We start from the raw sequence: 11,795 nt of genomic DNA, 5'->3' as shown, positions 1-11,795 counted from the left end.
CGACCGCGGCGACGGTGCTGCGGGCGGCGTCGGACGTCAGTCGATGTCGGCGTCGACGTCGAACGGGTCCGGGCCCGCCCGGCCGGTGAGCTGCTCGAGGATCGCGCTGAACCCGTGGCGTAGGTGCACCTCGGTGGCGTCGCCGGCACGGTCGGCGTCGCCGTCCTCCACCGCGGCGAGGATGTCGAGGTGCTCGCGATGCGACTCCTCGGCCCGCCGCGGGGAGCTGAGCATGAGGTCCCACGGGAAGGCGCGCCAGTTGCCCGCGATGCGCTCGGCCAGGGCCGGCATCCCGCAGCGCTCGTAGAAGAGGAAGTGGAACTCGCGGTTGAGGTCGCGGGCGACGGCCGGGTCCGACCGGTCGGCCTCGAGCAGCCGGCGGGCCCGGGCGAGGTCGCGCCGGGAGACCCGCGAGGTGGCCCGGCGCATCGCGTAGGCCTCGGTGAGCCGGCGGACGACGTAGGTGGCGGTGACCTCGTCCAGGTCCACCCCGGACACCCGCACCCCGCGGTGGGGCTCGGAGATCACCAGGCCCTCGGCCTCGAGCTGGCGCAGCGCCTCGCGGACGGGGGTGATGCTCGCGCCGAATTGCCGCGCGAGATCGTCCTGGGGCATCCGCTCGCCGCGGGCGAGGTCGCCGGAGAGGATCCGTCGGCGCAGCTCGTCGACGATCTGGTCGCGCTTCGTCGGTTGCACCGCGGTCATCGAGCTGCTCCACGCCGTCCCGGCCGGGGGATGGTCCGCCCTGCCTCGATCGCCAGAGTAGGTCAAGCGGGCCGGTCAGATCGCGCGCCCGCCGTCGACGGGCAGCACCACGCCCGTGAGGAAGCGCGCGGCGTCGGAGGCGAGGAACACGGCGGCATCGGCGATGTCCTCCGGCTCGGCGAGGCGCCCGAGCGGGATGCCCGCGATGAACGCCGCGCGGGCGCGCTCGGGGTCGTCCGGTCCCAGGAAGCTCTTGAGCATCGGGGTGTCGGTGGCGACCGGGGCCAGGCAGTTCACCCGGATGCCGTCGGGCGCGAGCTCGAGGGCCAGCACCTTGGCGAGGTGGTTCACGGCCGCCTTGCTCGCGGCGTAGGCGCCGAAGCCGGGGCGGGCCCGTTCGCCCATGACCGACCCGGTGATCGTCACCGCGCCGCAGCCCGCACGCCGCATCGCCGGGACGGCCGCGCGCACGCACAGCCATTGACCCGTGACGTTGACGGCGAGCACGCGGGCGAACTCGTCGGGGTCGGCGTCCAGCGCCGGCGTCGGCGAGGTCGCCAGCCCCGCGTTGCAGGAGAGCACGTCCAGGCGCCCGAATCGCGACTCCGCCAGCGCCATCGCCGCGTCGACCTGCGCGGGGTGGGTGACGTCGACGGTGCCGGCGACCGCGGCGTCGCCCAGCTCCTCGGCCACCCGTTCCGCGCCGTCCCCGTCGCGGTCGGCGACCACCACCGAGGCGCCGGCGTCCACGAACCGTCGCGCGGTGGCCCGGCCGATGCCCGAGGCCCCGCCGGTCACCACCGCCACCCTGCCGTCGAGTGCTCTCATGGCGGGAGTGTGCCTGATCGACTCCAATCATGCATCTTCTCGAAATCATGCATGATCTGTTGACGTCCGGCAGGAATCGTTCCTACGGTGCACGAGCACTGTGTGGTGCCGATCACGCCCGCACAGCCCTCCGGAGCATCCTCGAACGGCGGTGGCGCGATGACGGCGACCCTCGAACCCTCCGCAGGCATCGGCCGACGACGCCGCCGGACCCTGCCCTGGTACGCGTTCGGCCTGGCCAACCTCGCGGTGGTGGTCGTCCTCAGCCTGGTGAGCTGGTACCTGGTGGCCGACCCGGAGTGGAGTGCGAGCGGCATCTACCCGCAGCCGCTCACCGCCTGGATGTTCTGGACGATCATCGCGTTCGTCTGGGCCGCGTTCACCTTCGAGCTCTCCCCGTTCGCGCGGCTGGGCCAGCCCTGGAAGGGGCTCGCGGTCGCGGTGGTCACCGGTGGGCTCGGCGCGCTGATCACCTGGCTGCTCGCGGCCGGGTGGGGCTCGGTGGACGCCAGCTTCGACGGGGCGCGCGCCGAGGGCGCCGGCTTCATCCTCGGCTCGCTGATCGTGCTCTACAGCTTCGTCGTGTACGTGATCTCCGCCGTGAACTGCGGGCACTGGCCGTGGACGCGCAGCGGCCTGCAGCAGCCGTGGCTCGGCGCCGCGTCGTTCGGCGCGCTGGTGATCCCGGTGGTGGTGCTGTACCTGGTCTTCGCGGTGCCGTCGATGGCGACCTGGGCGCCGCCGGACGCCGCGCTGCTCGACCCGTACACCCAGATCGGCTTCTTCTACTGCGTGGTCGTCTCGGCGATCCTCACCGGCGCCGTCCTGGAGAACTGGCCGTGGCGGCTGGCCGGCAGCCCGGGCCGGACGGCGCTCGCGGCGCTGGTCGGGAATCTGGTCGTCGGCTGGGTCCTCTACGAGGCGCTGGTCGGCGTGACCCATCTGGTGCTGGGGTCGGCGAACGTCGCGGCGCTCGGCGAGACGCTGCCGATGTTCGGCGCGCAGGTCGGGGTCTGCTGGGTGTTCTGGATGGTCATGTGGCCGAACGCCTTCGGCAACCGCCCCACCGGCGGGCGCCTCGGCGTCGTCCTCGTCGGGCGCACGGTCATCACGTTCGTGCTCGCCGTGCTGACGTTCGCCCTGTACTACTACGTCCTGGCGGGCGTGGTGCTCCACGAACCCGCGGCCGCCGACGGCGCCACGGTGTCCGGCAGCGCGCTGGTCGGCATGGACTGGCTGATCATCTGGGCGCTCTGGTACGTCGTCGCCGGCGAGTCCTGGGGCCTGCCGCGACCGCACGCCGCCGTCGAGGAGGAGACGTCGTGAGCCGACCCGACTACATCGTGGTGGGCAGCGGGTCGGCGGGCAGCGTGCTCGCCCGCCGGCTGCTGGACGCCGACGCCGGCACCGTGCTGGTGCTGGAGGCCGGCGGCTCCCACGACGACAACGCCGCCGTGCACGACCCCACGGCCTGGCCGTCGCTGTGGGGCACCGACGTCGACTGGGCCTACCGCACCGTGCCCCAGACACACACCGCGGACCGGGTCCACGACTGGCCCCGCGGCCGCGTCCTCGGCGGCACCAGCTGCCTCAACGCCATGCAGTACATCCGCGGGCACCGGGCCGACTACGACGCCTGGGCCGCCGCGGGGAACGCCGGGTGGGGCTACGAGGACGTGCTTCCCCTGTTCGTCGGGCTCGAGGACCACGAGGGCGGGCCGTCGCCGCTGCACGGCGCCGGCGGCCCGGTGCACGTCTCGACCCTGCGCGACAAGGACGCCAACCCCACCTCGACCGCCTTCGTCGAGGCCTGCGTCGAGGTGGGGTACCTCCGCAACGACGACATCAACGGCGCCACGACCGAGGGCGCCGGGTGGAACCCGACCTCCATCCGCGACCGGGTCCGCCAGGACACCTGGACCTGCTTCCTGGCCCCGATGGCGGGGCGGCCGGGTCTCGAGGTGCGCACCGGGGCCCGGGTCACGCGGCTGCTGGTCGAGCGCGGGCGCGTCACCGGGGTGGAGCTCGACGACGGCGAGCGGCTCCACGCCGAGCGCGAGGTCGTGCTCTGCGCGGGCGCGATCGACTCCCCGCGGCTGCTGCTGCAGTCGGGTATCGGGCCCGCCGACGAGCTGCGCGCCGTCGGCGTCGACCCGGTCCACGACCTGCCCGGGGTCGGCCGCAACCTCCACGACCACCTGCTGCTCGGCGTGGTCTACGAGGCCGCCGAGCCGCTGCCGGCGGGGTTGAACAACCTCTCGGAGAGCGTGCTGTTCACCACCAGCACCCGGGGCACGCCCGCGCCGGACATCCAGGTGGCGCTGGTGCACGTCCCGTTCCACTCGCCGGAGTTCACCGCGCCCGCGAACAGCTACACGATCGCCCCGGGGATCGTGGCCCCCTAGAGCCGCGGCGGCGTGCGGCTCCTCGACGCCCACCCGGGCGGCGCGCTGGCCATCGACCCGAACTACCTCGCCGAGGACGCCGACGTCGAGGGCCTGCTCGAGGGGATCGCGATCTCGCGCGAGATCGGCGCCGCCCGGGCGTTCGACCGCTGGCGCCTCCGGGAGGTCCTGCCCGGCCCCGACGTCACGAGCGCGACGGACCTGCGCCGGTTCGTCGCCCGCGCGGCCAGCACCTACTACCACCCCGCGGGCACCTGCGCGATGGGCACGGGCGACGACGCCGTCGTCGACCCGGAGCTGCGCCTGCGCGGACTGGACGGGCTGCGCGTCGCCGACGCGTCGATCATGCCGACGATGGTCTCGGTCAACCCCAACGCGACGATCACGATGATCGGTGCGAAGGCGGCGGCCCTGATCAGCGGCGACGAGCCGTCGTCGACGGGTCGGCCCGGCGAGCACCTCGCCGCGCACTGACGGTCGGTCCGGCCGCCGTCACGGCCGGGAGAGGGTCACCGCCGCAGGCCTCGCCGGGAGATGGTTTGGCCGCTCCCTCGCGCCGCCGAGCCCCGGGCATGCCCCGCAGTGCCGCCGCGCGGGCCGTGGCGACGATGTCCACGGCCTCGTTCGTGACCGTCGCGGCGGCCCTCTCGGCGCTGAACCTCCTCGTCGTCTTCGACGGCCTCGTCGTCACCGTCGCGCTCCCGGCGCTCCAGCAGGCGCTGGGGACGACGGGGTCCGCGACGTCGTGGGTGATCACGGCCTTCGCGGTGCCGTTGGGTGGGACCCTGCTGCTCGGCGGGCGCCTCGGTGACCGTGTCGGGCCGCGGCCGTGCTTCGCCGGCGGGATGGCGCTGTTCGCGCTCGGCCTGCTCGTCTCCGGGCTCGCGGGCAGCTTCGCCGTGCTGATCGCGGGCCGCCTGCTGCAGGGACTGGGCGCGGGGCTCGCCCTGCCGAACACGTTCTCGCTGGCCAGCGCGATCCCCGCGCCCGGTCGCCGGAGTGCCGTGTTCGCCGCGAGCGCGGTGGCGGGCAGCAGCGGCAGCGCGGTCGCCGCGGTGATCGGCGGGCTCCTGGTCGACGGCCTCGGCTGGCGCTCGGTGTTCCTGGTCGCTGTGCCGGTCGCGCTCGCCACCGCGGCGCTGCTGTGGGCGATGCTGCCCGGCGAGGCCCGCGACCGCGGGGTGTCCCTGCCGTGGACCTCGAGCGCCTGGTTCGTGCTGGGCGCGGCGTCGGTGGTGCTGACCATCAGCGAGGCCGGCTCCTGGCTCACCGCCGGGGTGGCCGCGCTCGCCGCGACCGGGTTCATCGTCACCGAACGGCGCCGTGCGCAGCCGCTGATCCCGCGCGGGGTGCTGGCCCAGCCCAGCCTGCGGGGCGCGCTGCTCGGCATGCCGGGGCAGGTCGTCGCCTACAACGGGATCGTCTACGTGGGCCTGCTGTGGTTCCAGGTCGCCCGCGGGCTGTCGCCGTGGCTGGCGGGGCTGGCGTTCGCGCCGGTCGGGGTGGGGGCGATCGCGGGCAGCCGGCTCGCGATGGCGGTGCTGGCGCGCCACGGCTGGCGGGGCGGGGCCGTCGTCGGGCTGCTCGTGTCGGCGGCGGCGCTCGCGGTCCTCGGCCTGGTGCCGGACGCGCCCTACCTCGCGGTCGTGATGCCCGTGCTGATCGTCCTCGGCGCCGCGCTCGCCCTGGCGGTGGTGACCCTCAACGTCGCCGCGGGCCTCGACAGCACCGACGGCGAGCGCGGCGCCGCCTACGGGGTCTTCGAGACCACGACCCACGTGTCGAGTGCGCTCGCCGTGGCCGCGCTCGCCGTCGTGCTCGGCGCCGCGGCGACGTCCGCCGACTTCGCGCGAGCCTTCCTCACCCAGGGCGCCGCGGCAGCGGTGTGCGGGCTCGCCGTGGTGGTGTACGCGGTCGTGGTGCCAGGGCGACGGGCGTAGCTCTCCACCTTGATGTCTCGAGGAAGCCGTCAGTGCACGACACCCACGGCTCTCCGGGGAGACCGACGTGGAGAGCGCACCCGCGGCGGTGCCACGCTCGTCGACCATGAGGGCCGAGGGGGCGCGGCGGGCAGCGCTGCGGGTCGCCGCGGTGGCGCTGCTCGTCGACGGGCTCGGGTTCGGCGTCTTCGTCCCGGTCGCCATCGCGAGCATCGCCCAGGGACGCGGCGTGCCGCTCGTGCTCGGCTTCCCCACCTACGGCGGCGGGCCGTTCGCGGGCTACGGCGTCCCGACGACCGTCCCGCTGCTCCTGGCGTTCGGCGCGGTGTGCCTGCTGCAGGGGGTCGCCGCGGTGCTGGTGTGGCGGCGCCGGCCGTCCGGCGCGGTGCTCACGCTCGTGGCGGTCGCCCTGGGCGCGGTCTTCTGGTGGGGGTTCGCGCTGCCGTTCGGGCCGGTGCTCGGGGTGCTGGCCGTCGTCCTCGTGCTGGTCGGGTGGCCGGCGCTCGCTCAGAGCGAGAGGTGAGCGCGCAGGAACGCGACGGCGTCGTCAAAGGCGGTCCGCGCGGTGTCGGGGTCGCCGCGCCAGAGGTGGTCCGCGCCGGGCACGAGGTCCAGGCGCACGTCCGCGCCGGCGGCCTCCAGCGCCGCGGCGAGGCGCTCGGACTGCCGCGTGGGGACCAGGCGGTCGGCCGTTCCGTGCCGGAGCAGGAACGGGGGCGCGCCGGCGTGGACGTGGGCGACGGGGCTCGCGCGGCGGGCGCGATCCGGGTCCGCGGCCGCGGTGGCGCCGAGCAGCAGGGCCTCGCGGGAGTCCGGGGCCGCGGGGTCGACGGCGCTGATCCCGCCCGCCGCCGCGTCGTCGACGAACGTCGTCAGGTCGGCGGGGCCGTACCAGTCGACGACGGCGCGCACGTCCGGGTCGGCGAGCCCGAGCAGGGCTGCGAGGTGCCCGCCCGCCGACTCGCCCCACAGCGCCACCCGCGACGCGTCGACACCGAGGTCCTCGGAGCGCGACCGCAACCAGGTCAGCCCGGCCGTGACGTCCTCGAGCTGGGCGGGGAAGAGGGCCTCGCCGGACAGGCGGTAGTCCAGCGACGCCACGGCGAACCCGGCCTCGGTGAGGCGCGCGAACGGCGAGGGCGACCAGTCGGCGTACATCGGCCCGAACGACGCGCGCGTGCCCGCCCGCCAGCCGCCGCCGTGCAGGAAGACGACCAGCGGGGCGACCTCCGCGGGCCGGTGCAGGTCGAGCAGCAGCGGGCGGAACCCGGGGACGACCGCGTACTCAGTCGATGAGGCGGACATCGTGGAAGAACTCGTTGCGGAACCGCTGGGCCGCCTCGCCGAGCTGCTCGCCCGACGGGATCACCGGGACCGCCGGCGGCGCCGTGGCCTCGGTGCGCTCGCCGGCGGCGGCGAAGAAGCGCTCGAAGCCGCCGGTGCTCACGCCCAGGGTGCGGGCGCGCAGCGACTCGACGCGGAACGTGTGCCTGCGCCCGGCGGGGACGTAGCCGAAGTCCCCGGTGGTCAGGACGCGGTCAAGGATCTCGCCGTCGGCGTCCTCGATGGCGACGCGCACCTGGCCGTCGAGCACGTAGAAGATCTCGTGGACGTCGTCGTGGGCGTGCACGGGGATCGCGCGGCCGCGTGGGGCCTCCATGGTGAAGACGCCGAACTGCCCCTCGGTCTCGTCACCGGAGAGCAGCACGGTGAACAGCTGGTCGAACAGGTGGGCGCGCTCGCCCTCGCCGGCGGCGAGCACGAACGGCGACGGGCTGCCCGGCAGCGTGCTCCGGGGCGACTCGCCGGGCCTGACGAACTCCGCGGTCATCCGGGTCTCCTCTCAGCAGGTGCGCAGGCGGGGGAGGACCTCGCCGGCGAGGAGGTCGAGCGTCCGCTCGCGGTCGTCGGTCGCCAGGGCCACGACCACCGACTCGGCGCCCGCGTCGCGGTACTCGGCGAGCCGGGCGGCGACCTGCTCGGGGGTGCCGTGGGGCACGCAGGCGTCGACGATGCGCTCCATGTCCTGGCCGTAGGTGGCGGCGAGGGCGTCGAGCGCGCGGCGCCGGGCGGCCGCCGGGTCGGTGTCGACGCAGCTCCAGGCGAAGTAGGCGCCGGTGACCTCGGCGGGGTCGCGGCCGTGGCGCTCGGCCTCCTCGCGCGCGGTGCGCAGGCCGCGAGCGACGCGGTCGGGGCTGCCGAGGTAGGGCATCCAGACGTCGCCGGCGCGCCCGGCGCGGCGCATCGACGCCTCCGAGCGCCCGCCGACCCACACCGGCGGGCGCGGGCGCTGGAAGGGGAGCGGGTCGAGGGTCGCCGGGGCGCCGTCGACGTCGATCGCCTCGCCCGCGAACAGGCGCCCGAGCACGTCGAGGCCCTCGTCGGTGCGGCGCCCGCGCTCGCGCACCGGGACGCCGCAGGCCGCGAACTCCACGGGGTTCTCGCCACCCACCCCGATCCCGAGCTCGAAGCGCCCGCCGGAGACGCGGTCCAGCGTCGTCGCCATCTTCGCGGCGAGCGGCGCCGGGTAGAGCGGCAGCAGGGTCACCGCGCTGAGCAGGCGCACCCGGCTGGTGACCGACGCGGCCGCGGCGAGGGTGACGAACGCGTTGGCCGTCGGGCTCCCGAAGAGCACGTGCTCGCCGGCGGCGACGATGTCGAAGCCCTGCTCCTCGGCCCGCGCTGCGTCGCCCGGCTCCATGGTGGGCGGCATCATCAGGCCGACCCTCATCCGTCGAGTCCCGCCCGCGAGAGCACGGCCGCCGCCATCCGCAGGTGCACGTCGTCGACCATCTCGCCGTCGACGACCCCGACGCCCGACTGCCCGGCCTCGATCACGAGCCGGGCGTGGGCGATCTCGTCGTCGGTCGGAGTGAACGCCTCGTGGGCGAGCGCGACCTGCGAGGGGTGGATGCAGATCTTGCCGTCGTAGCCGAGGTCGCGGCCGGCGGCGGCGTCGGCGCGGAACGCCTCGGCGTCGTGCGCGGCGACGACGGCCTGGTCGAGCAGCCCGACCCCGCCCAGCGCGCCCGCGAGCACGACCTCGCTGCGCGCGTGCAGCACCTCGAGCGACCCCGCGGTGCGCCGTCCGCCGACCGAGGCGATGTAGTCCTCGGCGCCGAAGTAGGCGGCCAGCAGGTCGCCGCCGGCCAGGATCTCGCGGCACCGGGCGATGCCCTTCGCGCTCTCCAGCCCGCCGACCACGGGGAGGTCGAGGCGCGCGCGCAGGTCCGCGAGCTGCTCGGGCGACTCGAGCTTGGGCAGCACCACCCCGTGCGCCGCCGACCCCGTGACCGCCGCGACGTCGTCGGCGTACCAGGGTGTCGTCGGGCCGTTCACACGGACGAGGACGAGGGTCCCGGACGCGGGAAGCTCCGCCACGGCCTTGACCGTCGCCTCGCGCGCGGTCTCCTTGTCGGCCGCGGCGACGGCGTCCTCGAGGTCGACGGCCACCGCGTCGGGGGCCCAGCGCGGCACCTTGGCGACCATGTCGGGCCGCGCGCCGGGCACGAACAGCAGGCTGCGGGGAACCCTCACGGCGCCGGCCGCCGGTGCATCAGGCCGGTGCGCCGGCAGGTGCACACGACCTCGTCGCGCTGGTTGCGGGCGCGGTGGGCGAACACCACGATCCCCGCCTCCGGGCGCTTCCTCGACTCCCGCGCCGACACGATCTCCGTCTCCACCCGCACGGTGTCACCGTGGAACACCGGCGCCGGGAACGCCACCTCGTCGAGCCCGAGCTGCGCGACGATCGTGCCGAGCGTCAGCTCCGGCACCGACAGGCCCACCACGAGCGCGAGGGTGAACATGCTGTTGACCAGCGGACGCCCGAACTCCGTCGTCGCCGCGTACGCGTGGTCGAGGTGCAGCGGCGCCGGGTTCATGGTCATCGTCGTGAACAGGACATTGTCGGTCTCGGTGACCGTGCGACGCGTCGCGTGCTCGACGACGAGGCCCTCGGTGAGGTCCTCGAACCACAGACCACTCACGCCTGCACCGCCGCCGACAGCGTGTCCAGGCTGCCCGGGTCCTCCAGCGCGCTGGTGTCGCTGCGCGCCTCGCCGTGCAGCAGGACCTCGCGCATCAGCCGCCGCATGATCTTGCCGGTGCGGGTCTTCGGCATCGCCGCCGTGACGATGACGCGGTCGGGACGGGCGATGCCGCCGATGGTGTCGGCGACGAGCGCGCGCACCTCGTCGGGGACCTCGTCGGCGCTGCCGCCGGTGACGGTGACGAAGGCGATCGGCACCGTGCCCTTCGTCGCGTCGGGGATCCCGACGACGGCCGCCTCGACGACGCGCGGGTGGGTGGTCACCACGGCCTCGATCTCCATGGTCGAGAGCCGGTGCGCGGCGACGTTGATGACGTCGTCGGCGCGCCCGAGGACCCAGAGGTGCCCGTCGGCGTCGACGACCGCCTCGTCGTTGGTGGCGTAGCGGCCGGGGAAGCGCCCGAAGTAGGTGCTCAGGTAGCGCTCGTGGTCGTCCCAGACCGTGCGCGCGAGGGTCGGGAACGGGCGGGTCATGACGAGGTTGCCCTTGGTCCCCGCCGCGACCTCGTGGCCGTCCTCGTCGACGACCGCGAAGGCGTGCCCCGGCACCGGGGTACCGGCCGAGCCGGCCTTGAGGTCGTCGATGCCGGTCACGGGGTAGGTCCAGGTCGACCCGGTCTCGGTCTGCCCGTAGGCGTTGACGATCGGCACGCCGTAGGTCTCCGAGCCCCAGGTGAACGTCTCGCCGTCGAGCGGCTCGCCCTGCACGGTGATCAGCGCGAGGCGGTCCAGCGGGTGGGCGGCGGCCAGCTCATCGCCGAACTTGCGCAGCATCCGCAGCACGGTCGGCGCGCACAGCACCTGCGTGACGCCGTGCTTGGCGCAGATGTCGTAGAAGCGCGACGGGCCCGGCGTGTCCAGCGCACCCTCGTAGCAGGCGATCGTGGAGCCGTGCGCCAGCCCGCCGATCACGGCCTGGATCGGGAACGTCAGCCAGCCGACGTCGGCGGCCACCCAGTAGACGTCGCCCTCGACCGGGCCGGCCTGCCAGTGCACGTTCGCCCAGGTCCCGAGCAGGAAGCCGCCGACGGAGTGCACGACGCCCTTGGGACGCGACTCGGTGCCGCTCGTGAAGATCAGGAAGGCGGGTTCGTTGGGGTCGAGCGCGACGGTCGGGGCGCCCTCGGGGTGCTCGGCGAGCAGCGCCGCGTACGCGACCTCGCCCGGCGCGAGCGTCACGCCGCGCTCCGTGCGGTCGACGACGACGACGCTCTCGACGGTCGGCGCGTCCGGCAGCGCCGCGCGCAGGGTCTCGAGCAGCTCGACGGGCTTCCCGCGCCGGTAGATCGCGTCGGCGACCACGACCACCTTCGCCCGCGCCGCGGCGAGCCGCGAGGCGACGGCGTCGCGCCCGAACCCGGAGAACAGCACCGTGTAGATCGCGCCGATCTTGTTGCACGCGTGGATCGCGGTGAACGCCTCGACGAGGTTCGGCATGTACACCGCGACGACGTCGCCGTGCCCGACGCCGAGCGAGTGCAGCCCGCCGGCGAGGCGGTCGACCTCGTCGGCGAGCTCCGCGTAGGTCAGCGTGCGACTGTCGCCCGGCTCGCCCTCCCACACGACCGCCGGCCGGTCCGGGGTCGACTCCGCCCAGCGGTCGACGCAGTTGTCGGCGACGTTGATGCGCCCGCCCTCGAAGTAGCGGAAGTCGCCGAGCTCGCCCGAGCGCACGGTCTGCCACGGCGTCAGCCAGCGGTGCTTGCCGGCGACCCAGGCCCAGTAGTCGTCGGGGTCACGGTCGTGCAGGGCGCGGGCCTCGTCGAGCTCGGCGGCACGCTCCGGGGAGCGCCACCGCTCGTCGAGCGGCTGCAGCGGGGCCGAGATCAGTGCGGCGAGGGTGTCGCGGTCGTCCATGATCGCTCC

13 protein-coding genes are annotated in these 11,795 nt (G+C 74.8%); 5 read left to right on the top strand and 8 right to left on the bottom strand.

Translation table 11 applies throughout. From position 1 onward, the window contains the following. Positions 1-36: 36 nt before the first annotated feature. Positions 37-705: a GntR family transcriptional regulator gene (locus WCD41_RS29490; RefSeq protein ID WP_337718824.1), complete on the bottom strand. Its 669-nt coding sequence runs from the start codon at positions 703-705 to the stop codon at positions 37-39. A 75-nt stretch (positions 706-780) separates the two neighbouring features. Further along, complete coding sequence (locus WCD41_RS29485; protein ID WP_337718823.1) at positions 781-1,533, bottom strand: SDR family oxidoreductase; 753 nt, start codon at positions 1,531-1,533, stop codon at positions 781-783. Between the two features lie 159 nt (positions 1,534-1,692). On the opposite strand from WCD41_RS29485, the gene WCD41_RS29480 reads away from it, so the two are divergent. The 5 genes from WCD41_RS29480 (at position 1,693) to WCD41_RS29460 (ending at position 6,401) form a co-directional block, all read left to right on the top strand. Further along, positions 1,693-2,859: a hypothetical protein gene (locus WCD41_RS29480; RefSeq protein ID WP_337718822.1), complete on the top strand. Its 1,167-nt coding sequence runs from the start codon at positions 1,693-1,695 to the stop codon at positions 2,857-2,859. Next, positions 2,856-3,938 carry a GMC family oxidoreductase gene (locus WCD41_RS29475; protein WP_337718821.1) on the top strand — a complete coding sequence of 361 codons (1,083 nt, stop codon included), beginning with the start codon at positions 2,856-2,858 and terminating at the stop codon, positions 3,936-3,938. Before WCD41_RS29480 ends, WCD41_RS29475 begins: the two co-directional genes overlap by 4 nt. Positions 3,939-3,950: 12 nt before the next feature. Next, the gene (locus tag WCD41_RS29470) at positions 3,951-4,412 is read left to right on the top strand and encodes a GMC oxidoreductase (RefSeq protein ID WP_337718820.1); all 462 of its coding nucleotides are present in this window, start codon (positions 3,951-3,953) and stop codon (positions 4,410-4,412) included. Positions 4,413-4,510: 98 nt separating this feature from the next. Then, positions 4,511-5,878 carry an MFS transporter gene (locus tag WCD41_RS29465; RefSeq protein ID WP_337718819.1) on the top strand — a complete coding sequence of 456 codons (1,368 nt, stop codon included), beginning with the start codon at positions 4,511-4,513 and terminating at the stop codon, positions 5,876-5,878. Between the two features lie 106 nt (positions 5,879-5,984). Further along, entirely contained in the window at positions 5,985-6,401 is a 417-nt protein-coding gene (locus tag WCD41_RS29460) for a hypothetical protein (protein WP_337718818.1), read from the top strand. On the opposite strand, the gene WCD41_RS29455 is transcribed toward WCD41_RS29460, so the two are convergent. Genes WCD41_RS29455 through WCD41_RS29430 form a run of 6 tightly spaced genes read right to left on the bottom strand, consistent with a single transcriptional unit; the run spans position 6,386 to position 11,786 of the window. Continuing rightward, positions 6,386-7,183, bottom strand: coding sequence for an alpha/beta hydrolase fold domain-containing protein (locus WCD41_RS29455; protein WP_337718817.1), 798 nt, complete (start codon positions 7,181-7,183; stop codon positions 6,386-6,388). The two genes, WCD41_RS29460 and WCD41_RS29455, sit on opposite strands and share 16 nt — an antisense overlap. Further along, the gene (locus WCD41_RS29450; protein WP_337718816.1) at positions 7,164-7,709 is read right to left on the bottom strand and encodes a quercetin 2,3-dioxygenase; all 546 of its coding nucleotides are present in this window, start codon (positions 7,707-7,709) and stop codon (positions 7,164-7,166) included. Before WCD41_RS29450 ends, WCD41_RS29455 begins: the two co-directional genes overlap by 20 nt. A gap of 12 nt (positions 7,710-7,721) precedes the next feature. Beyond that, a complete protein-coding gene (locus tag WCD41_RS29445; protein ID WP_337718815.1) occupies positions 7,722-8,609 on the bottom strand; it encodes an LLM class flavin-dependent oxidoreductase in 888 nt (295 codons plus the stop codon). Continuing rightward, positions 8,606-9,415 carry an HpcH/HpaI aldolase/citrate lyase family protein gene (locus tag WCD41_RS29440; RefSeq protein WP_337718814.1) on the bottom strand — a complete coding sequence of 270 codons (810 nt, stop codon included), beginning with the start codon at positions 9,413-9,415 and terminating at the stop codon, positions 8,606-8,608. The genes WCD41_RS29445 and WCD41_RS29440 overlap by 4 nt, the downstream gene beginning before the upstream one ends. Beyond that, a complete protein-coding gene (locus tag WCD41_RS29435) occupies positions 9,412-9,867 on the bottom strand; it encodes a MaoC family dehydratase (RefSeq protein WP_337718813.1) in 456 nt (151 codons plus the stop codon). The genes WCD41_RS29440 and WCD41_RS29435 overlap by 4 nt, the downstream gene beginning before the upstream one ends. After that, positions 9,864-11,786, bottom strand: a complete 1,923-nt coding sequence (locus WCD41_RS29430; RefSeq protein ID WP_337718812.1) for an AMP-binding protein — start codon at positions 11,784-11,786, stop codon at positions 9,864-9,866. The genes WCD41_RS29435 and WCD41_RS29430 overlap by 4 nt, the downstream gene beginning before the upstream one ends. Positions 11,787-11,795: the final 9 nt, after the last annotated feature.

It is taken from the genome of Actinomycetospora aeridis (assembly GCF_037400275.1).
Lineage (GTDB): Bacteria > Actinomycetota > Actinomycetes > Mycobacteriales > Pseudonocardiaceae > Actinomycetospora > Actinomycetospora aeridis.
The sequence above is the reverse complement of the archived record's forward strand: the minus strand, read 5'-3'. Positions and strand labels throughout refer to the sequence as shown.